The 25,177-nt window shown below is 65.3% G+C and carries 25 protein-coding genes and 1 pseudogene; 10 read left to right on the forward strand and 16 right to left on the reverse strand.

Going from position 1 to position 25,177, the window contains the following annotated elements:
- The first annotated feature begins 320 nt into the window (after window positions 1-320).
- The 6 genes and pseudogenes from RDW26_RS08190 to RDW26_RS08215 form a co-directional block, all read left to right on the forward strand.
- Complete coding sequence (locus RDW26_RS08190) at window positions 321-1,373, forward strand: type II secretion system F family protein (RefSeq protein WP_307983214.1); 1,053 nt, start codon at window positions 321-323, stop codon at window positions 1,371-1,373.
- Between the two features lie 20 nt (window positions 1,374-1,393).
- Window positions 1,394-1,720: a hypothetical protein gene (locus RDW26_RS08195; RefSeq protein WP_307983215.1), complete on the forward strand. Its 327-nt coding sequence runs from the start codon at window positions 1,394-1,396 to the stop codon at window positions 1,718-1,720.
- The gene (locus tag RDW26_RS08200; RefSeq protein ID WP_307980088.1) at window positions 1,717-2,256 is read left to right on the forward strand and encodes a DUF4860 domain-containing protein; all 540 of its coding nucleotides are present in this window, start codon (window positions 1,717-1,719) and stop codon (window positions 2,254-2,256) included. Before RDW26_RS08195 ends, RDW26_RS08200 begins: the two co-directional genes overlap by 4 nt.
- A gap of 1 nt (window position 2,257) precedes the next feature.
- On the forward strand, window positions 2,258-2,686 hold the full coding sequence (locus RDW26_RS08205) for a hypothetical protein (RefSeq protein ID WP_307980086.1): 429 nt from the start codon (window positions 2,258-2,260) through the stop codon (window positions 2,684-2,686).
- A 1-nt stretch (window position 2,687) separates the two neighbouring features.
- Window positions 2,688-3,170, forward strand: a complete 483-nt coding sequence (locus tag RDW26_RS08210; RefSeq protein WP_307983216.1) for a hypothetical protein — start codon at window positions 2,688-2,690, stop codon at window positions 3,168-3,170.
- A gap of 13 nt (window positions 3,171-3,183) precedes the next feature.
- Window positions 3,184-4,275 (forward strand): annotated as a pseudogene (locus RDW26_RS08215) (type IV pilus twitching motility protein PilT); the annotation flags it as partial.
- Window positions 4,276-4,619: 344 nt separating this feature from the next.
- Here RDW26_RS08215 and groL read toward each other — a convergent pair.
- The 16 genes from groL to RDW26_RS08295 form a co-directional block, all read right to left on the reverse strand.
- The gene (gene groL, locus RDW26_RS08220; RefSeq protein WP_307983217.1) at window positions 4,620-6,254 is read right to left on the reverse strand and encodes a chaperonin GroEL; all 1,635 of its coding nucleotides are present in this window, start codon (window positions 6,252-6,254) and stop codon (window positions 4,620-4,622) included.
- A gap of 90 nt (window positions 6,255-6,344) precedes the next feature.
- Window positions 6,345-6,632, reverse strand: coding sequence for a co-chaperone GroES (gene groES, locus RDW26_RS08225; protein ID WP_042432634.1), 288 nt, complete (start codon window positions 6,630-6,632; stop codon window positions 6,345-6,347).
- Between the two features lie 255 nt (window positions 6,633-6,887).
- Window positions 6,888-7,682 (reverse strand): response regulator transcription factor, encoded by a 795-nt coding sequence (locus tag RDW26_RS08230; protein ID WP_307983218.1) that lies wholly within the window; start codon window positions 7,680-7,682, stop codon window positions 6,888-6,890.
- Window positions 7,683-7,685: 3 nt separating this feature from the next.
- On the reverse strand, window positions 7,686-8,948 hold the full coding sequence (locus RDW26_RS08235) for a histidine kinase (protein WP_307983219.1): 1,263 nt from the start codon (window positions 8,946-8,948) through the stop codon (window positions 7,686-7,688).
- Window positions 8,949-9,338: 390 nt separating this feature from the next.
- On the reverse strand, window positions 9,339-10,817 hold the full coding sequence (locus RDW26_RS08240; RefSeq protein WP_307983220.1) for an FAD-dependent oxidoreductase: 1,479 nt from the start codon (window positions 10,815-10,817) through the stop codon (window positions 9,339-9,341).
- 297 nt (window positions 10,818-11,114) lie between these two features.
- On the reverse strand, window positions 11,115-11,933 hold the full coding sequence (gene nadE, locus RDW26_RS08245; protein ID WP_307983221.1) for an NAD(+) synthase: 819 nt from the start codon (window positions 11,931-11,933) through the stop codon (window positions 11,115-11,117).
- 292 nt (window positions 11,934-12,225) lie between these two features.
- A complete protein-coding gene (gene hypB / locus RDW26_RS08250; RefSeq protein ID WP_307983222.1) occupies window positions 12,226-12,879 on the reverse strand; it encodes a hydrogenase nickel incorporation protein HypB in 654 nt (217 codons plus the stop codon).
- A 154-nt stretch (window positions 12,880-13,033) separates the two neighbouring features.
- Window positions 13,034-13,387, reverse strand: coding sequence for a hydrogenase maturation nickel metallochaperone HypA (hypA, locus tag RDW26_RS08255; RefSeq protein ID WP_118350724.1), 354 nt, complete (start codon window positions 13,385-13,387; stop codon window positions 13,034-13,036).
- Window positions 13,388-13,515: 128 nt separating this feature from the next.
- Entirely contained in the window at window positions 13,516-14,328 is an 813-nt protein-coding gene (gene tatC / locus RDW26_RS08260) for a twin-arginine translocase subunit TatC (protein WP_307983223.1), read from the reverse strand.
- Window positions 14,329-14,352: 24 nt separating this feature from the next.
- On the reverse strand, window positions 14,353-14,919 hold the full coding sequence (locus RDW26_RS08265) for a twin-arginine translocase TatA/TatE family subunit (protein ID WP_307983224.1): 567 nt from the start codon (window positions 14,917-14,919) through the stop codon (window positions 14,353-14,355).
- 169 nt (window positions 14,920-15,088) lie between these two features.
- Window positions 15,089-15,283 carry a hypothetical protein gene (locus tag RDW26_RS08270; RefSeq protein WP_042432613.1) on the reverse strand — a complete coding sequence of 65 codons (195 nt, stop codon included), beginning with the start codon at window positions 15,281-15,283 and terminating at the stop codon, window positions 15,089-15,091.
- 6 nt (window positions 15,284-15,289) lie between these two features.
- Window positions 15,290-16,642: an amidohydrolase family protein gene (locus RDW26_RS08275; RefSeq protein ID WP_307983225.1), complete on the reverse strand. Its 1,353-nt coding sequence runs from the start codon at window positions 16,640-16,642 to the stop codon at window positions 15,290-15,292.
- 209 nt (window positions 16,643-16,851) lie between these two features.
- A complete protein-coding gene (locus tag RDW26_RS08280; protein ID WP_307983226.1) occupies window positions 16,852-18,324 on the reverse strand; it encodes a HAMP domain-containing sensor histidine kinase in 1,473 nt (490 codons plus the stop codon).
- Window positions 18,325-18,336: 12 nt separating this feature from the next.
- Complete coding sequence (locus RDW26_RS08285) at window positions 18,337-19,020, reverse strand: response regulator transcription factor (protein WP_296131814.1); 684 nt, start codon at window positions 19,018-19,020, stop codon at window positions 18,337-18,339.
- A gap of 149 nt (window positions 19,021-19,169) precedes the next feature.
- Window positions 19,170-20,354, reverse strand: coding sequence for a 4Fe-4S binding protein (locus tag RDW26_RS08290; RefSeq protein ID WP_307983227.1), 1,185 nt, complete (start codon window positions 20,352-20,354; stop codon window positions 19,170-19,172).
- 52 nt (window positions 20,355-20,406) lie between these two features.
- Window positions 20,407-21,207: a hypothetical protein gene (locus tag RDW26_RS08295; RefSeq protein ID WP_307983228.1), complete on the reverse strand. Its 801-nt coding sequence runs from the start codon at window positions 21,205-21,207 to the stop codon at window positions 20,407-20,409.
- Between the two features lie 380 nt (window positions 21,208-21,587).
- Here RDW26_RS08295 and RDW26_RS08300 point away from each other — a divergent pair, with 380 nt between their 5' ends.
- The 4 genes from RDW26_RS08300 (at window position 21,588) to RDW26_RS08315 (ending at window position 24,968) form a co-directional block, all read left to right on the forward strand.
- Window positions 21,588-22,412 carry a hypothetical protein gene (locus tag RDW26_RS08300; RefSeq protein WP_307983229.1) on the forward strand — a complete coding sequence of 275 codons (825 nt, stop codon included), beginning with the start codon at window positions 21,588-21,590 and terminating at the stop codon, window positions 22,410-22,412.
- Window positions 22,413-22,414: 2 nt separating this feature from the next.
- Entirely contained in the window at window positions 22,415-23,116 is a 702-nt protein-coding gene (locus tag RDW26_RS08305) for a molecular chaperone TorD family protein (protein ID WP_307983230.1), read from the forward strand.
- 214 nt (window positions 23,117-23,330) lie between these two features.
- Window positions 23,331-23,966: a 4Fe-4S dicluster domain-containing protein gene (locus tag RDW26_RS08310; RefSeq protein WP_307983231.1), complete on the forward strand. Its 636-nt coding sequence runs from the start codon at window positions 23,331-23,333 to the stop codon at window positions 23,964-23,966.
- A gap of 9 nt (window positions 23,967-23,975) precedes the next feature.
- Entirely contained in the window at window positions 23,976-24,968 is a 993-nt protein-coding gene (locus RDW26_RS08315; RefSeq protein ID WP_307983232.1) for a 4Fe-4S binding protein, read from the forward strand.
- Window positions 24,969-25,177: the final 209 nt, after the last annotated feature.

Raw genomic sequence — 25,177 nt, forward strand, 5'->3', positions numbered from 1 at the left:
GTTACACCGACCGCTACGTGTACTAGCCGCGCAACATCCCCGCAGCCATGCGGCAGGGACGGAGCCCGCCGAATCGCTGCCGAAAGCGCCGCCCGAAGCCAACCCCCGTTCCCCCAGGTGGCGCATGGTGTTGCAACCCCCCTGTCCCACCGGCATCCCACCCCGCGCGGGCGAAAGCGCTCGCTACTAAAATCCCTTCGCCCGCTACATAGTGGCCCCGGGGTATCAGCTTCTTCTCAAAAACAGGCGAAAACGCACGTCATCGCCTACTATATGTGAGACAATAACGAACGTTTTAACCGATAACCCAGGAGGTACCGATGACAGGAAAGCTTCTGGAGAGCGGCGCCATCAGCGCGTTCTGCAGCAGCGTGGCGACCATGCTGGCTGCCGGCGTCCAAACGGACGAAGCCGTCCACATGCTTGCGGAGAACCGCGAGCAATCCGAGTTCAAGCGCGTCTGCGACGCGGTCTACTCCAAAGTCGTCGAAGGATCCAACCTTGCCGACGCCATGGAGGCCACCGGCGCCTTCCCCGCCTACGCAACGGAAACCGTGCGCGTCGGCGAGGCGTCGGGCCGCACCGAGCGCGTGCTGCGCAGCCTCGGGCGCTACTACGATAGCGAAGGCCGCGCATTCGCCAAGCTGCGCAACTCGGTCGGCTATCCGGCGGCGCTGCTGTGCATCATGAGCGTCATCCTGGTGTTCACCGTGGCGGTCATCCTCCCCATCTTCTCCAGCGCCTATGAGAACCTGTCCGGCTCCATGACCTCGGGATCCTTCAACACCGTGGGCGTGTCCGTCGCCATCGGCTGGGTCGCCCTGGCCATCGTGCTGGTCGCCACCATTGCCGCCCTGTACATCACCATCTGCGCGCGCAGCGAGGGCGGGCGCAACCGCGTGCTGAAGATGCTCGAGCGCTACCCGGGCACCCGCCGGGCCATGTACCAGCTGGCGCTCTCCCGCTTCGTCAGCGCACTTTCGTCCCTGGTGGCATCGGGCGTGCAGGAAGAGGACGCCATGCGCAAGGCCATGGCCACCATCGACCACGCGCAGCTTAAGGCGAAGCTGCAGGCGGCCTACGATTCCATGATCGACCTTGAGAGCCCGCGCAGCCTTGCCCAGGCAATCAACGAGCACGAGATCGTCGAGCCCGTGTACGGCCGCATGCTGCTCATGGGCACGCGCGCAGGCTCCGTCGACGAGGTGCTCGGCCATCTTGCGCAGGTGTTCTTCGACGACGCCAACATGCAGATCGACGCCGCGGTCGACCGGGTCGAACCCACGCTGGCGGCCTTCCTGACCATCGCCGTCGGCGCAACCCTTATCGCCGTCATGCTGCCGCTCATCGGCATCATGGGCTCGATCGCATAGCGAAATCGCAGGTAACAGCCATGTTCCACGAACTCACCGACAACGAAATCAAGCGGCGGCGCAAGCGCATCGTCGTCACCGCATGCCTGGTGGCGGCGCTCGCCCTCGCCGCCTTCGCCGTATACAGCGTCGTGCAGGAGAACGCCAAGACGCAAGGTGCCGTGGCGCTGCGCGACTCCATCCTGGCCTCGGCCAAGCAGTGCTGCGCCATCGAGGGCAGCTACCCGAGCTCGCTCGAGCACCTCGAGGAAAGCTATGGGTTGATCATCAACCATGATGACTACGTGATCACCTACGAGTGCTTCGCCGACAACATCATGCCCAGCGTGGTGGTGACGCCCCGATGAACCCGCAGGCGAAAGAAACCCACAAGCAGCGCATCCACGCCATCGCTTCCGTGACGCAAGGTACGCCGTCCAACGAAAAAGGCGCCGCCGCAAGGCGCGCCTTCCCCACGCTGCTGCTAGCGGTCTTCTTTGCGGCGCTGCTCTTGGCCATGATCTCGGGCGTGACCGTATACAAAGCCATTTCCGCAGACCAGCAGGCCAGCAGCACACAGCGCGAAGGGGCGGGGCTTATCTGCAACGTCGTGCGCGCCAACGATTCCAAGGGCGCCATCGCCCAAGGCCAGGGGCCGGAAGGCAAGTCGCTCGTGGTGCTGGAGGCGCTGGATTCCGGCACGTACGAGACGCGCTTCTACCTGTACGAGGGCAAAGTGGTGCAGGAATACAGCCTGGCAGGCAGCGGGTACACGCCCGAGAAGGCCACTGAGGTGACGGCTTCCGACACCTTCGATTTCTCGTACTCCAACGGCCTTCTGGCCGTGACCACCGATCAGGGAACCGCCGAGGTGGCCCTTCGCTACATGCAGGGAGGTGCCTAGGATGACAAGGAACGAACAGATCGAAGACGCTTCCAAAACCAAGGTCAACACGGCGTTCCTCATCGAGGCGCTGGTGCTTATGGCGGTGCTGATCGCATCCATGGCCGTGTTCACGCAGCTGTTCGCGCACTCGGCGGTTGCGGCGCATCAGGCCGAGGAGCTGACAAAAGCTACGCTGCTGGCCCAGAACGCCGCCGAGGAGTTCTCCTCCGACCCTGCGGCCGTCGCCGCCGGCAAGACGGTCGGCCAGGGCGTGGCCGCCGGGAACGTATCCACCGTCGACGGCTCCGACGGCCTGACGGTCAGCTGTAACGTCGACTCCGACGCGCAGGGCCGGGGCACGCTGTACACGGCGCACATCACCGTGAGCGATGATTCCGGGGAAGTGTACGCGCTCGACGCGTCGCGATACGAAAGCGGGGTGAGATAGCATGGCAAGGCAAACCGGGGAAGGGGTGCGCATCGGCCACATCACGCTGCTGACGCTGGTGTCCGTGCTGCTGCTGGCGGTGCTGGCCATGCTGTGCGTCACCACCACGCACGCAACCGAGGCCATGGCCCAGCGGCAGGCAGACGCGCTGTCTCAAACCTACGAGCTCGATGCCTTCGGCCAAGCGCTGCTCGCCCGGATCGATGAGCAGCTCTCCGAAAGCAACTCGCCCGCAGAGGCCACCGCGCTGGTCCAGCACCGCTCCGACAAGCTGCTGGAGAACGCCGCCGAGGCAAGCGGCGCCCACGACCTGCGGTCCTTCATCGACGTAGCGGGCACGCAGGTCACGTTCACGGTCGTCGCGCAGGACGGCAAGGAGCTTGCCGCCACGGCGACCATCGCCGCAAACGGCTGCACCGTGGACGCCTGGAAGATGACTACCGCGCAAGAGCTTCCCGAGCAAGCTCTTCTTTCCACTAACTAATGACGAGAAGAAACAGCATAGGAGGATCGCCATGCAACTGAAAAGCCTACTCGAGAAGATGATCGAGGTGCACGCCTCCGACGTGTTCATCATCGCCGGCCTGCCTCTGGCGTACCAGGCGAGCGGATCGCATGTGCGCACGGACACGGCCCCGCTCACCCCGGCCGACACGCAGGAATACATCCAGACGATCTACGAACTGGCAGGGCGCGACCTGAGCCTGTTCACCGACAGCGTCAACCACGACGACGACTTCAGCTTCGCCGTCCCGAGCGTCGGCCGTTTCCGCGCCAACATCTTCCGCCAGCGCGGCTCCTATGGCGCCGTCATCCGCGTCATCCCCTTCGGGCTGCCCAACCCCGACGAGATGAACATCCCCGAGTCCGTTATGCGCCTGGCCGACCTGAACAGGGGCCTGGTGCTGGTGACGGGTCCCACCGGCTGCGGCAAGTCCACCACGCTGGCATGCATGCTCGACCGCATGAACCACAAGCGCACGGGCCATATCCTGACCATGGAGGACCCCATCGAGTTCGTGCATAAGCACGGCTCCTGCATCATCACGCAGCGCGAGATCCCCACCGACATCGCCAACTACTCCGAGGCGCTGCGCTCGGCCATGCGCGAAAGCCCCGACGTCATCCTGCTCGGCGAGATGCGCGACGCCGAGACCATCGGCACCGCCATCAACGCCGCCGAGATGACGCAGCTGGTGCTCTCCACGCTGCACACCACCAGCGCCGCCGACACCATCGAGCGCATGATCGACGCCTTCCCCGCCAGCCAGCAGCGCCAGATCCGCACCCAGCTGTCGCTCGTGCTGCAGGCCACGGTCAGCCAGATGCTCATCCCCGCGCTCGACGGCACCACCATCCCCGTGTTCGAGGTCATGCAGATGAACACCGCCATCCGCAACCTCATCCGCGAGGAGAAGACCTACCAGATCGACTCCGTGATCGCCTCCAACGGCGCCTCCGGCATGCAGACCATGGACCAGGCGCTGTTCAACGCCGTACGCGAGGGCAAGGTGGCGAAGGACGTCGCACTGCAGTACTCGCACCATCAGGAAGCCCTCCTGCGCCGTTTCCAGGCCGAGGGCTTGTAAGGGACCCCGACCTCCTGCTAACCGCATACGAAACCGCACACGCCCTCCTGCAACCGCAGGAGGGCGTTTTTGTTGCATTCTGACGATCGAATGGAGACGGCGGGCGCCCGCCCGGGGAACCCAAGGAGGCGATTCGGGCTTCCCAGTGCGCGCTTTTGCCCGCCACAGCGCGATATGCCGGGCAAAGCCGCGGTGGCTGCGCCCGGGACGATCTTCGCCGCGGTCGCGCCTAACACCGTAACTGCGCATATCGAGGCTGCGACAGCCGCCGCGGCTTCCCCACAAGACGCGAAAAGGGCCCGCCGAAGCGGACCCTTTTGCTGCAAGGTTTATGAACCTGTTGCTTACATCATGCCGCCCATACCGGCTGCACCTGCGGCAGCAGCAGCGGCCGCCGGATCGGGATCCTTCGGGATCTCGTTGATGGTGCACTCGGTGATGAGGATCAGGGCAGCCACGGAAGCAGCGGACTGCAGAGCCGTGCGGGTGACCTTGACGGGGTCGTTGACGCCCATCTCGATCATCTTGCCGGTGGTGCCGTCGGCGAAGTTCACGCCCTCGCCCTTCTCCATGTGGCGGACCTTGTCGACCATGACGGAGCCCTCGAAGCCAGCGTTCTGGGCGATGGCGCGCATGGGGGCCTCCATGGCCTTGCGGATGATCTCCACGCCGACCTTCTCGTCGGGATCGGTGATCTCGAGCGTGTCCAGAGCCGGGATGGCGTTGATCAGAGCCACGCCGCCGCCTGCGACGATGCCCTCCTCGACAGCAGCGCGGGTAGCCTGCAGGGCGTCCTCGATACGGGACTTCTTCTCCTTAAGCTCGGCCTCGGTGGCAGCGCCCACCTTCAGCACGGCCACGCCGCCGGACAGCTTGGCCAGGCGCTCCTGGAGCTTGTCACGGTCGAAGTCGGAGTCGACGCGCTCCAGCTCCTTCTTGATGTGGGAGATGCGCTCCTGGATGGCGGCCTTGTCGCCGGCGCCGTCCACGATCAGGGCGCGGTCCTTGGTGACCTTGACGGTCTTGGCGGTGCCGAGCATCTCGATCTTGGCATCGGCCAGGGTCATGCCGAAGTCCTTGTCGATGACCTGCGCGCCGGTGACGGCGGCGATGTCCTCGAGGATGCGCTTGCGGCGGTCGCCGAAGCCGGGGGCCTTGATGGCCACGGCGGTGAAGGTGCCGCGCAGCTTGTTCAGCAGGATGGTGGCCAGAGCCTCGCCCTCAACGTCCTCAGCGACGATGAACAGCGGACGGCCGGTCTTCATGATCTGCTCCAGCAGCGGGACCATGTCCTGGATGTTGGAGATCTTCTGATCGGTCAGCAGGATGTAGGGGTCGGAGAGGTTGGCTTCCATCTTCTCCATGTCGGTGGCCATGTAGGGGCTGATGTAGCCGCGCTCGTACTGCATGCCCTCGACGATGTCCATGTCCAGGCCGAAGGTCTGGGAATCCTCGACGGAGATGGCGCCGTCCTTGCCCACGGCGTCCATGGCCTCGGCGATCTTAGCGCCGATCACGGCGTCGCCGGCGGAGATGGTGCCGACGTTGGTGATCTGCTCGGTGGTGGAAACCGGGGTGGCGTCGGCCTTGATGGCCTCGACCACGGCGTCGGTTGCCTTCTGGATGCCGCGGCGGATGCCCAGGGCGTCAGCACCGGCGGTGACGTTGCGCAGGCCCTCGGAGACGATCACGTCGGCCAGCAGGGTGGCGGTGGTGGTACCGTCGCCGGCGACGTCGTTGGTCTTCACAGCGGCCTCGCGGATGAGCTGGGCGCCCATGTTCTCGACCGGATCCTCCAGCTCGACTTCCTTGGCGACGGTGACGCCGTCGTTGGTGATCAGCGGAGCGCCGAAGGACTTCTCCAGGGCGACGTAGCGGCCCTTGGGGCCGAGCGTGACCTTGACGGCGTTTGCCAGCTTGTTGACGCCTGCGGCAAGAGCGCTGCGGGCATCAGCCTCGAACTTGATATCCTTAGCCATTCTAAAGCTTCCTTTCGAATGCGGCCTGCGCGCGGTTCCAAGATACCGGGCGCAGGCCCATGCTTACTGACGAGGTGAAACGATCGAAACTTATTCGAAGACGCCGTACAGATCGTCGGCACGGAGGATGAGCAGATCCTCGCCGTCGACCTTGATCTCCTGGCCGCCGAACTTGCCGTAGACGACCTTGTCGCCGACCTTCACGGGAACGGGAACCAGGTTGCCGTCCTTATCGGGCTTGCCAGCGCCGACTGCCAGAACGACGCCGCTCTGAGGCTTTTCCTTGGCCTCGGATGCGATGAACAGACCGGAAGCCGTGGTCTCCTCAGCTTCGTCGGCCTTCACGATAACGCGGTCGCCCAGGGGTTTCAGATTCATAACGCTGCCTTCCTTTCGCATCGATTACGCGAGATTGGTTTCGCATACCCGTTATTTAACCACTCTGTCTTTCTGAGTGCTAGCACTCTTTGGTAACGAGTGCTAAACACATTGCCTACTATAGCAGCCGACCGTCCGATTGCAAGTGGATTACGGTGATTTATAGCGTGCTCCGAAAAGTTCTTGTGCAAGCGCATAAGACAGAAGGAGCGCCGGCGGCCGATAGCCGCCGACGCTCCCCCTTTCGCCGGCTTTTTATGCCACGCCGGGCTTCACCAAACCGCTCTCGTAGGCGCGCACCACCAGCTGCGCGCGATCGTGCGCGTCAAGCTTGGCCATGATGCGCGCGAGGTGCGTTTTGACCGTTGCGGGGCTGATGAACAGGCGCTCGCCGATCTGGTCGTTGTTCAGGCCGCGCGCCACCAGCGTGAGGATCTCGCGCTCGCGTTCGGTCAGCTGGTCGATGCCGCGCGCCGCGGCGCCCGCGGGCACGCCCGGGCGCGCCGCCACGAACGTCTCGATGAGCCGGCGCGTGATGGACGGCTCGATAAGCGCCTCGCCCGCCGCCACCACGCGCACCGCCGACGCGATCTCATCGGGCTCGGCGTCTTTGAGAAGGAAGCCGCCGGCGCCCGCCGACAGCGCGTCGTAGACGTATTCGTCCAGGTCGAACGTGGTGAGGATGAGCACCTGCACGTCCGCGAGGGCGACGTTGGAGCGGATGGCGCGCGTGGCGTCGATGCCGTTGACGCGCGGCATGCGGATGTCCATGAGCACCACGTCGGGACGCAGGCGCTCGGCAAGCTGCACCGCTTGCTCGCCGTCGCGCGCCTCGCCCACCACCTCGATGCCGTCATAGGACGACAAGATCATGCGGAAACCGCTGCGCACCAGGTCCTGGTCGTCGGCCACCAGAACGCGAACGGGACGCGGGGCGCCCGGGGCGCTTGCCGCCTGCGGGGAGGTGCCGGCCGGGCTTGCAGGGCTTGCCGGGTTGGCCGCCTGCAGGGACGCGCTTGCCACGCCTTCGCCGTTGAGCGTCTGCTCCATTCGCTATGCCTCCGTTCCGTGAAGCGGGATGCTCGCGCGCACGCAAAACCCGCCGTTTTCGCCATCGCCCGCCGAGAACGACCCGCCGAGCACGTGGACGCGCTCGGCCATGCCCGCCACGCCATGGCCCGCGCCGTCGGCAGCCCTGGGCAGCTGGAGCGCCGCCATATCGGCCGGCTGCGCCGCCACGCCGCAGCCGGCGCCGTCGTCGATCACCGAGAGCGTTGCCGTGTCGCCCTCCACCGCAAACCGCAGCGACACGCGCTGCGCCCGCGCATGCCGCACCGCGTTCGTGCACGCCTCGCGCGCCACGGTGAACAGCGCCATGTCGATATGCGCGGGCACGCGGGTTCGATCGTACGCCGCCATGTCGAGCTCGACGTCCAGACCGGCGCCGCGCAGATACGACTCCAGCTCGTCCACCTGGTTCGTGCCGGCGGCGGGCATGGTCTCGGCCGCGTCGTCGCCGTGGCGCAGCACGCCGATCATCGAGCGGATGTCGTCGAGCGCGGCCTTCGCCGTGGCACGGGCCGTGGACACCGCCTCCTTCGCCATCTGGGGATCGCGCTCCACCAGCCGCTCGGCCGCGGCAAGCTGGATGCTCACCGCCGAGAGCGAGTGCGCCGTGATGTCGTGCACCTCGCGTGCGATGTGCACGCGCTCCTCCTCCACACGGCGGGCGGCCTCCTCCTCGCGCGTGCGCTCGGCCTCGACCGCGCGTTGCTCCACCGCGTGCACGTACGCCACGTGCGTGCGATAGGCGTAGCCGGCGAGCACCGCCGCTACCATGAGCACAATGTTCTGGAAGCGCGTGAAGAACACCATGCTGGCGGCCTGCATGGGCGCGCCGGCGAACAGCAGCGACAGCACCGCCGCCGCACCGCACGCGACGCCGGGCACGGTACCGCATTCGGCGGCCACGGTGTAGAGCGCCACCAGCGGCCCGACCACCGTCATAGAGAAGCCCGAGAACCTGACCTGCAGGCCCAGGAAGATGACCAGGCACGCGGCGAACACGGGCAGCGGGAAGCGGCGGCGCAGCACGAGCGGCACCACCGTCATGCCCAGGCCCACGAACACCTGCAGGTCGGGCACCACGTTGACCACGCCGAGATATTGGCGAAGCGCCAGGTCGGGAATGATGATCGACGACGCGGTGAGCATAAGCTGCAGGCAGCCTACGGCGAACGCCGCCAGCGCCACCGCGGCGTCGACCAGCCAGTCACGCGCCGTCATGTCGCGATATGTCATAAGAAGGTTACCCATGCCGTCCATAGTATCCCGAGCGCGTCAAGCGCGCCATACGCCGCCCGGGGTAATCACGCGGACGGGGGGAGCACGAGCCGGGGCGCGGAAAATCTCGAGTTCTGGGCGATTTCGAACGATTTCGAAGCATAACGGATCCGCGCCTCGAAGTTCTGGGCGGTTTTGGAGGAGATGGGACCCTCGACGCGAATGCTGACCTGGGGTTATGCCGAGAGGCGGCCCGAATCAGTCCTTGAAACCGCCCAGAACTCCGAGAGCATGTCAATTTTGAGGCCGAAAAGCTGCGAAACAGCCCAGAACCGCGGGGGTCGGGGCAGAACGCCGCGGCTCGATGCAGCAAACCGCCCAGAACCCTGGGACTATGACGGGCATGCAAGCACGAGTGCGCGGCTACGCGGCTCCCAGGTCCTCGGTCACGGCTTTGCCGGCGAGGATACCGAAGGCTCCGTTGGTGGTCAGGCTCTCGCCGCCTCCCTGTGCGGCGGCGCCGCAGCAGTACACACCCGCGATGGCCTTGCCGTTGGCGTCGAGCAGACGTCCGCCGCCGTCCACCACCGCGCCGCCGCGCGTGCGGAAGCGCACGGGGAACTGCTTGAGCGCGTAATACGGCGGCTTGAGGTTCTCAAGGAACTGCTTGCGCCCGAAATCGGAATCCTTGCCGGACTCCACCATGCTGGAGAAGCGGTCGACGGTCTTGCCCAGCACGTCCTCGGACACGCCCATGCCCGACGCCAGCTGTTCCACCGTGTCGCACGGCCCAACCAGGCGCGATGCGTGCTTCGCCGTCACCTGGGCCGCGCTGCGCGCCTGCCCGCTCTCCGAGATGCTGCTATCGAAGATGGTCCAGAAATACCCGCGCTCCTGAGTGAAGCACGTCGCGCACAGGTCGCGCATGTAGTCCTCGTTGCCGAAGCGGTTGCCCTGCGCGTCCACCACGATGGTTGGCGCGAACATGCCCCACGCAGCCGCCTGCGGAAGGTCGCTGATCACCGAAGGGGTCACGCTCATGTCGCTGAGCTGCGCGCCGAGCGCCTGGCACAGCTTGTGGCCCTCCCCCATGGACGCGGCGGTGTAGCAGCCGATGCGCTCCCACGCGGACAGATACTCGCGCACGAGCGACTGGTTGCTGGCGAACCCGCCCGTGGCCACCACCACGGCGCGCGCATGCACGTCGACCACGCCGGACTGGTCCTTCTTGCTGGTGGAGAAACGCACGCCGCATACCTTGCCCGACTCGTCCAGGATGAACCCGGTGGCGCGATAGCCGGTGGAGAACTGCACGCCCTTCGCCGCCAGCTTGTCGCGCAGCGGCATCATGAGGCTCTCCGTGTCGCCGATGCCGTTTTTCGGGAGCACGCGGCGGCGGTTCGCCTCGTTGGCGGAATAGCTGGCGGGGTCGGCGAACTGCGCGCCGTACGAGCTTTTCATGCGGTCGACCCACTCGGGCGCCGCGTAGAACAGGCGCTTCGCGAATTCAAGATCGGTCACGCCGGCGCTCTTCAGAGCCTCCTTGCGCTCGGGCCACACGTCGTCGCAGGTCTCGGTGATGCCCGCGTCCTTCTGCAGCTGGCTGCCGCACACCTCCATGACGGCGTTGGACTCGTAGCTTTCGCCGCCCAGCACGTCGAGCTTCTCGGCCACCATGACCGACAACCCCGCCTCGGAGGGGTCCATGGCCGCCGAAAGACCCGCCATGCCGCTGCCCAGGATGAGCACGTCCACCGATGCGGAGAACGACACCTGGGGCTGGCCGAGCACGCCCGTCCCCTCGACCGAAGGGACCACGGCGGAGCTGCACGACGACAGCAGGGGCACGGCGGCGAAGGCGGCGCTGGCACCGACCAGCTTGAAGAAATCGCGGCGTTTCATGTAGGGCATGCTCTTTCACTAGATGGCGAAGGGACGGCGCCCGCCGCCGTGCAACCGGCTTTGGGCACCGTCCCCCATTTCGATATCGCAGCCATGGTAACGCACGCGCCCCGCGCGCGGCCGGCGGTTCGGCGCGCGTCACATCTTCTCGATATGCGGGGCGCCAGCGGACGTGCGACAGCCGGCGGAAGTTGCTGCACCGCGGCGCCTTTTCGCCAGCGCACCCGAGGGACGCCGGCAAAAGCGAAGCCGCCGCGCCGTTTCCCCACTTGCCGGCGGAGCGCCGTGGGCGCTTCCCTATTCGTAGAACTTGGTGTCGGGATACGGCGGCTCGAGGGCTCGCTTGAAGGCCTGCGAGCGCACCTTCGCCAGCACGCGCTCGACGTCGGCGCGGTTGAAGCCGGCTTCCACCAGGCCGTCCTCGCTGACGCCGTGCTCGAAATGCGCGATGAGCATGCGATCGAGCGTGGGGTAGTCGATGCCCATGGACTTCTCGTCCTCCTGGCCGGGCGCAAGCTCGGCGCTCGGCGGCTTGACCAGCACATGCTCGGGGATGGGCGGCACCTGGCCGTCGCGCTCGGCGCGCTCGTTGCGCCAGCGCGCAACGGCGTACACGTCGGTCTTGTACAGGCCGCCGATGGGAGCGAACGCGCCGGCCGTGTCGCCGTAGAGCGTGGAGTAGCCCATCATGGACTCGCTGCGGTTGCCCGTATTCACGAGCATCCAGCCGTTGGCGTTGGAAAGCGCCATGAGCACCACAGTGCGGCAGCGCGCCTGCGTGTTCTCCGACGCCGTGCCCGAAAGCTTGCCGCAGCCCGAACGGCGCAGCACCGCCTCGAACGCCTCGAACGGCTCGCAGATGGACACGACGTGCGTCTCGATGCCCAGGTTGTCCGCCAGCTCGCGGGCGTCGTCCAAGGAATGCTCCGTGGAATAGGGGCCGGGAAGCATGACGCCGTGCACGTGATTGGGGCCGAACACGTCGGCGCACAAGACGGCGATGACGCTTGAATCGATGCCGCCGGAAAGCCCCACCACCATATCGGTGAAGCCGGCGCCCTTCGCATAGGCGCGCAGCGCGTCGGCGCACGCCTCGTACATATCGTTCGCTCGCATATAGCTGTCCTTTCAGCACAAGCGGGATTCCTTCGGATACGAGTATGCCCAAGCAGTGTTTCAAGGTGATTGCCAGCATGCAACAGCTTGGCAACCGGTCGAATCCCACGACCAGCGAACCAGGGACGGCGGGCGGGCAGCGTAAAGCTACCCTTGCCGTCGTCCGCGTACGCCAGCGCTCAATCTTGTCACCCCTCCTGTTAAAGCGGGACGACATTGAGTGCCCCGAAACGCAAGCGGGCGGCATGCCTTGCGACATGCCGCCCGCTTGGACGGGATATGCTTCGCCGTGCTACTGGATGGCGCGAATCTGCTCGGCCAGCCAGGTTGCCCATTCTTCGACGCCCTCGCCCTTGGTTGCAGCGATGGGGAAGATGGGGGCCTGCGGGTTGAGCTGGCGCACGCTGGCGTCGAACGCCTCGCGATCGAAGTTGAACACGGGCATGGTGTCCACCTTGTTCAGGATGACCACCTTCGCCGCCTGGAAGACGCCGGGGTACTTGAGCGGCTTGTCATCGCCTTCGGGCACGGACAAGATCATGACCTTGGCGTTCTCGCCCAGGTCGAAGTCGGTCGGGCACACCAGATTGCCCACGTTCTCCACGATGATCAGGTCCAGGCGCTCCAGGTCGAGCACGTCGATGGCGCGGCTGATCATGCTGGACTCCAGGTGGCACGCACCGCCCGTGTTGATCTGCACGGCCGCGATGCCCTGCGCCTTGATCTTCTCGGCGTCCACGTTGCTGGCGATGTCGCCCTCGATGACGGCGATGTTGAACTCGTCGCGTAGCGCCTCGATGGTGGCCAGGATGGTGGACGTCTTGCCCGAGCCGGGGCTGGCAAGCAGGTCGAGCACGAACACGTGGTTGTCGGCGAAGCGCTTGCGCAGCTGCGCCGCCAGCTGGTCGTTCTTATCAAGGATGGGTTGCTTCATATCGATTTGCATGCTGAATCCTCCTATTGATCAAGCAGCGGTTTGAGTTATGAACCGGATTGGAAAGGCGCGGCGAATGCACGTTGCCTTCCGGCTGCGCCCTATGGGGAAGCGCCTCCCCGCGCACGGCCGCGGCTTCGCCGGCACAGCGACGCGCTGACGCTCGTTAGTCGTCGGGCAGGTCGACCTCGATGGAATCGATCTGCAGTTCGCGACCGGCTAAAAGCTTCGTGTTGTAGCCGCCGCACTCGGGGCACACCATATGGAAACGGTCGTGCTCGTACTCGGCACCGCAGTCCAAGCAAAGGCTTCGGGGCGTCACCATGTTGATTTCAAGCTCCGCGCCTTCGCTCATGGTGCCCTCCGTGAGCACCTCGAACGCGAAGCGCAGCGAGTCCTCGATGGCCTCGGTCATCTCGCCGATGGACAACGTGACCTTGAGCACCTTCGTGGCGCCCGCCTGCACGGCGGACTTCTCCACCGCCTCCATGACGCCGGTCATGATTCCTAGCTCGTGCATGCAGCTCCTTCAATCCGCGAAACCGTGCAGCGCCCGCGCCGCACGCCATTGGTACGAACCCCATACTATCCCAAGAAGGCCCGCATGCAGCGGGCCTTCAGGTTAACCATATATGTTTGCCGGCTAAGCTACTTGCGCTTCACGGCTTTGAGCTTCTTGGTCTTGGGAGCGGCCGCCTGGGCAGCGCCCTCCTCCTTCGCGAGCTCCTGGTTCTGCTTCTTGATACGGCCGGCAAGCACGATGCGGGCCAGCAGCAGCGATACCTCGTACAGCACGATCAGCGCGGCGAACATGAGCGCCATGGTGACCGGCGACGCGTCGGGCGTGACGATGGCGCAGAACACCAGCAGACCGACGTAGATGCCGCGCCAGCTATCGCGCAGCTTCTTGTACGGCACCACGTTGAACACCACCAGGTAGAAAATGACCAGCGGCAGCTCGAAGGCGACGCCGAAGCCCAGCTCGAACTTGATGATGATGTCCACGTAGCTGGCCATGCGCGGCGTGACGGTGCCCAGGCCCATAGCCTGGTCGGTGAGCCACTGGAACGCCGGGTTCAGGATGATGCAGTAGCAGAACACGGTGCCCAGGATGAACAGCACCACGGCAGCGGCGAACGTGGGGATGAACCACTTGCGCTCGTTGGGCTTGAGCGCCGGCAGGAAGAACGCCAGCAGCTGCCACAGGATAACCGGCGAGCAAGCGACGATGGCCGCCCAGATGGAGATCTTGAAGCGGGTGGAGAACGCCTCGAACGGGTCGATGGCCATGAACGACGGCAGGCCGTCGGGGCCCTTCGGCAGGTACTCGGAGATGGGGATCATCAGGAACTGGCCCATGGTGGGCGTGGCGAAGTAGAACACGCACACGCCGATGAGCAGGCACACGACGATGCGCACCAAGCGCATGCGCAGCTCGCCCAGATGATCGAATAGGGGCATTCGCGCCGGTCCGATAGGCATCGGTTACTCCCCCTTCGTTTCGGTGGCGGAAGATTCTGCAGCGGACGCCGCCGGTGCGGCGGGCGCCGCGGGAGCCGCTTGCACGGCGGTTTCGGGCGCCGCAGCCTCGGTCGACTTGGCATCGGCGGCGGCCAGGGCAGCCTGCTTTGCGGCCTCGGCCCTTTCGGCTTCGGCGGCCTGCTTGGCGGCGCGCTCGCGATCATAGCGGGCCTTGCGCTCGCTGAAGCTTTCCCGCTGGCCCGCCGGGCGCGGCTTGGATGCCGCGGCGGAGGAGCTATGCGAGGAGACGGCCTTGCTTGCGCTGCTCACTGCCTTGCTTGCGCCGTTGGCGGCCTTCTTGCCGGCGTCAGCGGCCTTTTCCATAACATCGAGCGGGTTCTTGAACGGCTCGTCGGAATCGGGGTCGTACACCTCGTTCTTGATAACCTTGTTCATCTCCTCCTGCGCGTTTCGGAACTTGCCGATGGCCTTGCCAAGCGTTTTCGCCATTGCGGGCAGCTTGTCGGGGCCGAACAGCAGGAAACCGAACAGCAGAATGAGAAATAGCTCAAATCCACCGATACCAAACAAAGCATTCCCCTTTGCGTGCGTTCCCTTTACTCTTTTCGCGCTTGCGCGCAACAGCCATTCATGGTAGCACAAACGCCCCGGCCCCCTTCGCGCGCACTTCCTTTACAGAAAAGTTCTTCCTAGGGAAGCCGCGTTCGGGGACCGGGGCGTTATCGATTACCGAAGGTTGCTACATGGACAGCACGGACAGCGCGATGGTGGGGATGCCGAGCGCCAGCACCAGGATGACGCACACCACCACGGTGAAGATCTTCTTCGTGCGGGCCGCCGCCTCGCGGCGCGCCTTCTCGCGCGCCTCGCGTTCCTGGGCCGCCTTGATGCGTTCGGCCTTCTGCTTGGCCGTGAGCTTCTGGTTCGTTCCCATGGCGCGCTACCTCAGCTTGCTGCGGATCTCGATGACGCGGGCGATGCTGCGGGCCACTTCCACGCCCACATGCCAGCTGCTCTTCTCGTACAGCACGTTGCCGCCCACCATGGTCATGAGCACGTCGGAGCCGGTGCAGGCGTTGACCACGGCCGAGACCGGGTCGGTGGCCGGCGTTTGGTGCGAGCCGGACAGGTCGACGGCGATGACGTCGGCCAGCTTGCCCACTTCCAAGCTGCCCACCTTGTCGTCCATGCGCAGCGCGCGGGCGCCGCCGATGGTGGCCATCTCCAGCATGGTGGAGGATTTCATGAAGCTGCGCGGATTCACGGCGCGCTGGATGAGCATGCCGATGTGCATCTCCGAGATCATGTCGGTGGAGTCGGTGGCGGCGGGGCTGTCGGTACCCAGGCCAACGCGCAGGCCGTTGTTCAGGAACTCGGCGAGCGGGGCCACGCCCATGCCCAGCTGCGCGTTGATGCGCGGGCAGCTGGCGATGGAGACGTCGTATTCCTTGAGCTTGGCCACGTCATGGTCGTCGACGTAGACGCCGTGCACCATCATGACGTTGTCGCTTTCGAACGCGCCCCAGTTCAGCACGTAGTTGACCGGCGTGGTGCCCGTGGGCAGCCACGGCGGGACCTCCACGTAGCAGCGCGTGGTGTCCATGGAGTGGACGGAGAAGGGCGAGGAGCCGTAGCGCACGAAATCGCACTCCTCGCGGTCGCCGGCCAGGCGCAGCGCCACGGGAAGGTTCTTCCTGGAGGCGAGCTGGGCGACCTTGCGGAAGATCTCCGGGTTGCAGGTGAACAGCGACGACGGGGCCAGGCCGACGGTAAGACGGTCGGAATCGACCTCTTCCTGCCAATGGGCCAGGTCGTTCTCGGCCTGATGCATGGCGAAGTCCACGCGGCGGCGGTCCATGGCGCCCACCTCGCGGTAGACGACGCCGCGCATGCCCAGCTTCTGCATGGCGGTGCAGCTGGCGCCCGATGTGGTGATGTCGGCCACGGTGGTGATACCGCTGGACAGCGACTCGAGGCCGCCCAGGATGGCCGAATCGTACCAATCGGCGGCGTCCATCTTCGCGGACAGCTCGCGCATGGTCATGATCCAAGTAGCATAGGGGACATCGTGGACGATGCCGCGCATGACCGCGTTCTCCAGGTGGGTGTGCAGGTCGACGAAGCCGGGCAGGATGGCCGCCTGGCCGAAATCGGAGACTTCCTCATCGGGATAGCGCAACTTGAGCATGGCGGCGTCGCCGACGTCGCGGATGGCGCCGTCGCGAACGAGCACCGCACCGTTGTGGATGGGTTCCGACGTGATGGGAAGCACGTACTGCGCGCACAAAAGCATGGGCTGCCTCGCTTGTTCCGTGATTTGCAAGTAAACACGTATGATAGCACCGATGAGCGCCCCGGCGGAGCTTCCACGAAAGCAACGCGGCGAGCGGCGCGGGCCGGGGAGTTTGATTCGCGAACAGGGGACGGAGGTGTGTTCACGCGGATACGTCGACGGAAGTGCGGGGGTTGACCGCGAACACACCTCCGTCCCCTGTTCGCGGGCTACTTCAACGGCAGGGTTGCGGTGAACACGGTGCCTTCGGCTTGCGTGCTGGCGACCGTCAGGGTGCCGCCGTGCTCCTCGGCGATGGCCCGCGCGATGGCAAGCCCCAGACCGTGCCCGCCGGCGCTGCCCGTGCGCGCCTTGTCGGCGCGGTAGAAGCGGTCGAACACGTGGGGAAGGTCCTCGGGCGATATGGGCGCGCCGGTGTTGCGCGCCGCAAGTTTCGCCTGCTTGCCCGAGCGCGAAAGCGACACGTCCACCGCTCCCCCGTCGTCAACGTACTTGCAAGCATTGTCGATGAGCGTGCCCGCCAAACGGCGCAGCCGCTGCTCGTTACCTCGCAGCTCGATACCGGGCTCCACCTGCGATTCCAGCTTCACGCCACGTTCGAACGCCACCGATTCGAACTGCAGCACCTCGCCTTCGAGCACGTCGGACAGATCGACCTCCTCGAAGGCCGGACGGGCGGCACCGGATTGCGCGGCGGCCTCCTCCTCGTCCATCTTCGCCAGCGCGAGCAAGTCGCCCACCAGGCCCTGCATGGCCTCGGCCTCGTGCTGCGTGCTCTCGAGCCATTGGCTTTGACTTGCCACGCTGCGCTCGGAATGCTCGAGCGCGATGGACGTGTTCGCCAAGATGACGGTGAGCGGGGTTTTCAGGTCGTGCGACGCATCGGCCACGAAGCGTCGCTGCTGCGTCCAGGCGCGGGCGACGGGGCGCAGCGCCCAGCGGCTGAAGAACAGGCTGATGACGAAGAACACGGCCAGCGCCGCCACCTCCACCACGGCGAGCGTGGCCGCCAGGGTACGCCAACCGCTTGCGCTTCCCATGTCGGCGAACGCCAGGTACATGACGCCGCCCGCCTGGCGCTTCACGTAGAACAGGCCCAGGTCGGATAAGCTGCCGAAGCCCTCGTCGGCTCCGGCGAGCTGCTGACCGGCTTGCTCGAGCACGTCTTGGCTGATGGAGGCCGTGTTGAAGCGACCGAGAGCGGTCATGTCGCCGTCCGCGGACATGGAGAACAGGGCCACGGGGATGACCTGCCCCCCATCGCGCTCGCGACCGCCAATGGTCGGCGGCGCCGCAACGTCGGAGGAGTCGGCAACGGCGAGATCCTGATCGGCCGAGCCGGCGAGCGCATCGGCCGCGGCGTCCTCCCGGCCCACGGCCGGATCGACGGCAGCGCCGGCTTGCTCGGACGCCTGGGCCGGCGCCTCCGGGCCATCAGGGCTCGACGACCCATCCGCCCCGCCATCGTCGGGCGCGGGCTGTCCTTCGCCAAGCGCATCCTTCCCCATCTGCCTGCCCTGGTGCTCGGAGGCCTGCGCGATGGCCTGGTTGAGCGCACCGTCGACCGTGGCAACGCTTTGCCGATGGTTCACCACGCAGATGGTCGTGAAAATCACCGTCAGCACGATGGCGACAGTTGCCATGTTCAGCGCTATGAACTTGATGCGGAGCTTTTTCAGCATAGGATGGCCGCCTTAGGCCGCGGCGCCATCGGCGGCGAAACGGTAGCCCGCCTTGCGGATGGTCTCGATGCACGCCTGCGAGCCCAAGAAGCGCATCTTCTTGCGCAGGAAGCTGACATAGGCTTCCACATTGTTGTCCTCGGCGCTCGATTCCACGCCCCACACGCGCTCGATGAGCAGCTCCTTCGACACCACCTGACCCGCGTTGCTCATAAGCACCTTCGCCAGGGAAAACTCCTTGAACGACAGATGGATGGTCTTCTGCCCGCACGTCAGATCGTAGCTTTCCAGATTCAGCGAAAGATCGCCCGCATCGAGCTTCTCGAAGATCACCTCGCCCTGGCGGCGCGTGAGGGCGCGCAGGTGCGCCAGCAGCTCGGCGGGGCTGAAAGGCTTGGTCATGTAGTCATCGGCGCCGCTGTCCAGACCGGTGATCTTGTCGGGCACGGCATCGCGCGCGGTGAGCAGCAGCACCGGTGTGCTCACGTTCTTGCGGCGCAATTCGGTCACTACCGTGAAACCGTCCATTTTGGGAAGCATGACGTCCAGGATGACCACGTCGTAGATGCCGCTTTCGGCATAGGCCAGCCCGTCGGCGCCGTTGTGCACCACGTCGGTGCCGTAGCCGTTCTCCTCCAGGATGTGCGCCAGCGCGCGGGCCAGCCGCACGTCGTCTTCCACGATGAGGATCTGCATGGTATGCCTTCCGTCGATTCCCGAACCCGCGCCGCAGGGCGCAGGCGTGCATTCTTTCGGTCAACAGTATACGGCCCAGCCTGAAAACGGGCTTAAAGAACGGGGCCGCCCCGAAGGACGGCCCCGCGTGCGGAAGCTATGGAAGCGGATTAGCGCTCGTAGACCTGATCGCAGCCGAGCAGGTCCTTCATGGTGCGCCAGATCTGGTGCGGATCGCCCACGGGGTGCGCGAGCGGCTTCATCTCGTAGCGCTCCACCGCGCCCGAGAGCAGGTCGACGGCGAACACCTCGTCGGAGAGCGTGAGCGCCTGCTGCGGGCAGATGTCCGTGCAGCAACGGCATTTCACGCAATCGCCGGGGAAATGCTCCACGCCGAACGTGCCGTCCTCGTCGGTGAACTTGCTGATGGCGCCGGTCGGGCAGAACGTCGCGCACATCTGGCAGCTGCTACACTTATCCGGGTCGATGATGACATGACCCCACAGGCGCGTCTCGATCATGACGTCCTGCGGCTCGCCCAGGCTGGACAGGCTGTTCAACAGAAGCTCGCGGCGATCGGGGATGAAATGCGGCAACGTGCCGTCCTCCATCACCTTTTGGAAGCGCGATTCGGGCTTCTCCTGGATGCCGAGCGTCTCCTTCACGGCGTAGTCGGCGGTGGTGCCGGCGGCGGCTTTCGCCTCGGAGCCCATCTCTTCGAAGAACCTGCGCTTGCCGGCGTCGAAGCTGGATTTGCCCTCCAGGCGCACCTGGTGCGGGAACCTCTTCACCAGGTCGACGCGCACGTTGCTGTTCCACGTTTCCAGCAGCGTGTTGGCGGTATCGCGCACCTGCTCGGCCATGTGGAACCCGGTGGCGTGCTCGCAGGCGGCGCACTTGCCCTCCACCAGGCTGATGTGCTTGGCGCCGGCCACGGCCAGGGTGACCAGCAGGCTTTCCTCCACGCGCCCAAGGCACGTAACGGACACGACTTTCTCCAGGTCAAGCAGCCCTTCCGCAGCGTTCACGATCTGCTCGCACGCGATGACCACCTCGCCGTCGGCAGCGCGCATGGCCTGGATGCAGCGATGCAGCAGCTCGGCGTCGTTGGGGCGATGGGCCTCGAGCGCGCACGTGGGGCACACGGTGGCGCACGTGCCGCAGCCGATGCACTTCTCCGGCGAGATGATCAGCTCATTGTCGTTATAGGATATGCAGCCCGACGTGCACACCTCCGCGCATTTCATGCACGTGGCGTTGCGATTGCGCACGACGGCGCAACGGTTCTGATGAACCGTGATATCGGCGCTCTGAAGTTTTTCGAGCAGACCGAGGAAATTCTTGGCACTTGGCATTGCTGCCCCTTTCTCGTCTACCCCCTTGCAACTGGTTAGTATAGCCGTTCGCCTACGAAAACGCACCGGCAGCGGCGTCGAACTCGCGCACGGAGCCGTCGGCGTACTCGATGCCCCAGGTGCCGTAGTCCACGTCGAACGCGGACAGCTCGGGCATGGCGAAAACGGGCTCGGCAGGCTGGTCGGCAACGACGTCGGCAGGCGCCGCGGCAGCGGGCTCGGCGGTGTCGGCAGGCGCGGCTACCTGCGGCTGCTCAGCCGTTTGACCTGCGGTTTCGTCTTGCTCGGCGGCAGCGGCGGCCTCGGCTTGCGCCTGCTCGGCGGCTGCGAGCTGCGCCTCGTAGCTGGCGCGCGACGGGATGCGCACGCAGGCGATATCCTGCCCCAGCGCACCGGCGTTCATGAGGTCGCGCACGCGCTCGACCATGTCCACCGCATCGGCAGGGAACGACGAATCGGAGCCCGTCTTCACCGCAACGAGCGCGTCGTCGCCGAACTCCAGCTCAAGCCAGTGATACGGAAACGCCAGCTGGCCGTTTTCGGCACGGACGTTGTTGGCAGCCGTGATGGTGTTGGACACCTTCGAGAACATGTTGTGCAGCCACTTGGGCATGACGCCCTCCCACAGCTGCTGCGCCGCCTCATCAGAGCTGTCCCAGTACGCGCGATGCAGCTTGATCATGAAGCGCATCACGTTCTCCGGGCGCTGCCCGTCTGCCGGCTTGTGCGCCTGCACAAGCGACGGCGCCACATAGGAGTACGAGCGTTTGATGTCGGAGACGCACTCGTCGTTGAATAAACGTTCGTCCAGGTCCATGCGAAGAATCAAAGAGGGTCGAATAAAAGCGGTCATGGCTTCAGCTTCCTTTCTCCAAACCAAAGCGGACCGGCGCACGTCCCCACGCGGCCGGGTCCGTCGTCCACTTGCATTCTTCCCCAAACCCCGCCGCGCAGTATGGCGCAACCCTCCGCGCATTGTCAAACGTGAACACGATTATCCCCAAAGTCGAATAATGCGACACGGGAAATCGAACCTTGACATCGTCGGTTCGGCGCGCCTATCATCAACGCGGGGAGTCCGCCGGCGCGCCGAGCGCGCGGCAGACATTGTTTGCAAAAGTCGGAGCTTCAGGGGTGAAGTTCCCGGAGTCGGTCTTACGGGCCGGCACTGTAGCGTCGCGCCAGAAGGCAGACGCTAGTTTTGTTGTTGGCAATGTCTGGGAGGGGCGGAGCATGTCTGATTCCACTTTCGATCTATCCTTTGATTCCGAGCTTGACGAGTTCGACCCGCTGGAAGACACCGGCGCGGACGACGATGAAAACGAGGGCGGCGATTACACCGCCATCAGCTCGGCAACCGATGCGCCCGCACAGCAAATCGAGGCCGAAAGCGATAACCGCACGCCGGCCGAGCGCATCGACGACCTGTTCAAATCCATGGCCCCGCGCCGTAAGGTGCTGCTGGGCATCCTGTCCTTCGTGCAAGAGCCGCAAACCGCCGAGGCCGTGAACGCCCACGTCGACGAGCTGCAGCAGGACAACTTCAGCGTCTACACCGCCGCCAACCTGTGCAACCTGCTCGAGCGCGCCGGCGCCATCGAGCGCATCACCGCCGACGGCCAACCCGCCGACGATACGGAAAACGAGCCCAAGACCGTGGTCGTGGACGGCGTGGAGTACCTGGAAGCCGCCGAACCCGTTGAGGTGTTCTGGCGTATCACCGAGCCTGGCCAGGCAAAACTTGATTCCGACAAACCCACCGAGCGCCTGCGCGCCCTGCTTGAGGAGGACGCGGCGTACGCGGTCATCTACAAGCGCATCCTCGCGCTGTGCGCAGCCGAAAACGGCGCTGCCACCCCGGTCATCAACGGCAAGGTCGACAACGACCCGCTGGTGCAAAAGCCCCGCCTGTACGCCCCGCATTTCGTGGACAAGCTGGAGCAATGCGACGCGCTGGAATGGCGCAAGGCCTGGTTCACCACCGAAACGGGAAAGCAGGGCCTGGAAATGCTGGCAGATGTCGCGGACGAGTCCGCGGCCGATTCCAAGGAGGACTAACCATGACCGAGAACGCCAATACCGCCGCAGAGCAGGCTTCCATGGACGAGCTGATCAAGCTGATCGAACAGCGCGCCGCAACGTACGGCCTGCTCAGCCGCCTGTTCCGTGTGGAAGTCGACCAGGAGCTGCTTGACGAGCTGCACGGCATGCGCTTCCCCGCCTCCGCGGGCAACGCCGACGTGGACGAGGGCTACCTGCGCCTGGCGAAGTACCTGTCCAATACCTGGGAGAACAGCCTGACCGACCTAGCCGTGGACTACACCCGCGTGTTCATCGGCCACGGCGTGGACGCCTACAGCGCCGCCTACCCGTTCGAAAGCGTGTACACATCCGAGAAGCGCCTGCTCATGCAGGATGCCCGCGACGAGGTGCTGGCCATCTACCGCTCCGCCGGCCTTGACAAGAAGAACAGCTGGAAGGAAGGCGAGGACCACGTAGCTCTGGAGCTGGAGTTCGAGCAGGTGCTTGCCAACCGTACCGCCGATGCGCTGCGCAAGGGCGACGAGGAGGAAGCCGCCGCGCTGCTGACCACGCAGAAGAACTTCCTGGAAGACCATCTGCTGTCGTGGGTTCCCATGATGAATGCCGACATGAAGCGTTTCGCGAAAACCGACCTCTATCAGGGCCTTGCCTATCTCACCGACGGGTTCCTGAATACCGATAAGGCGTTTTTGGACGACGTTTTGACCGAGGACGAGTAACGGGCATCGCCCGCCGACGCGCTTCGAAGCCGGCGCGTCGGCGGTTTGCACCGCCAGGCTTCCCGGCGCGGAGGGCGTCGGATACGGGGAGGCCAGCATCGGGCGCGAGCGAAAGAAGGAGAGATGGACAACACGGACAACCGCACGCACCTGCCCGAAGGCCGCGCGGAACAGACGAGGGGGGGCGGCCGATACTGCAAAAGCGCAGGCCGCCGTGGAGAAGCAAGCGAAAACCGGCGGCATGACGCGCCGCACGCTATGCCTGGGCATCGGCGGCGCCGCGGTGATGCTGGGCCTGGGCGGGCTGAAGGTGGCGAACCCGCAGGCCATCATCCGACCTCCGGGAGGACAGGATGAGGATCGCCTGATCAGCGCCTGCATCCGCTGCGAGAAGTGCTACGAGATCTGCCCGCGCGACGTCATCCGCCCGGCGCACATCGAGGACGGCATCCTGAACATGCGCACGCCCACGTTCGACTTCAGCGACGACTACTGCGATTGGTGCACCGAGGAAAACGGCGGCACGCCGCTGTGCGTCTCGGCCTGCCCCACGCGCGCGCTGGAGCTGCCCGCGGGCGCCACGAAGGAGAGCACCATCATCGGCCGCGCCGTCATCAACACCGACTGGTGCCTGGCGTACAAGCTGATCGGCTGCCGATTCTGCTACGACGCGTGCCCGTACGAGGCCATAGCGCTTGACGACGAGAACCGCCCCGTGGTGCTTGACAACAAGTGCAACGGCTGCGGCGCCTGCGAAAGCGTGTGCGTATCGCTGCAAAACGGTTCCATTTCCGAGGGCGCCACTTCACGCGCCATCACCATCAAGCCGCTTGACCAGGTAGAAAGGTAAGGTGCGGTCATGAAACGCAATTCCAAGACGCTGCGCACCATCACCGCGCTCGCCATCGTGGCCATCGTGTTCGTGGGCTTTTTGACGAACTTGGGCATCGGCACCATTTCCGCGCCGGGCGTCTGGGATATCTCGATCCTCTGCCCGCTGGGCGCCCTGGGCACTATGCTCGCCAGCAAGATGATGGTGCCGCGCGCCGTGGTGTCGCTGGTCATCATGGTGGTGCTCATCATCGTGTTCGCCCGCGCGTTCTGCGGCTGGATATGCCCCGTTCCCCTGGTGCAGAAGCTTCGCGGCATATTCGCCAAACCCGAGAAGCAGAAGAAGGCCGCGAAGACGAGGGCCGCGAAGCAGGCAGACGACAAGGCGACCGAGGCCGCAGCCGACATCGCACCGCTGACCGAGGACGAGAAGGCGGCGCTGGCAACCGGCTGCGAGAAGGACTCGAAGGGCCTGGCCGGCTGCGCAAGCTGTGCGAAGAAGCGCGGCGACGCCGTGGATGCCCGCCATTTCGTGCTGGGCGGCGCGCTGCTGTCCACGTTCATCTTCGGCTTCCCGGTGTTTTGCCTGGTGTGCCCCATCGGCCTGACCTTCGCCACCATCCTGCTGCTGGTGAACCTGTTCGCGCAAGGCGATGTGACGTGGTCGCTCATCGTGGTGCCCGCCATCCTGATCGCCGAGGTGCTGCTGTTTAAGAAGTGGTGCCATAAGCTGTGCCCGCTTTCGGCGTTCATGAGCCTGATCGCCAAGCTGAACCGCACGTTCAAGCCCACCATCGACAACGCGAAGTGCCTGGAAACGGCCCAGGGCAAGAAGTGCGGCGCCTGCGGACGCGCCTGCGAGGAGGGCATCGACCCGCGCCATCCCGAGCTGTCCGAGACCGCATGGAGCGAATGCACGAAGTGCCGCTCCTGCGTAGACGCCTGCCCGGCGCACGCGATCAGCATGCCGCTGATCGCCAAGAAGGGCGAACCCATCTCGCTGGTGGAAAACGAGAAGTAATCAGCTGCTAGCGCAGCGAACGCGCACGTTGCGGCGCAAGAAACGCAACGCGGGAACAGCCGGACGCGACGAGCGCCCGGCCTCCCGGGCAGAGGGTGGCCTAGCAAGGGTTTAGGGGATAGACCACCTTCTGCCCGGGAGCGGCGCTTCTTCACCCTCCCCTCCCTCCCCACTTCAGAAGACGCCGCCGCTCCCTCTTTCAACCTGAG

The organism is uncultured Senegalimassilia sp., assembly GCF_902464545.1.
In the GTDB taxonomy this organism is placed as follows: Bacteria; Actinomycetota; Coriobacteriia; order Coriobacteriales; family Eggerthellaceae; genus Senegalimassilia.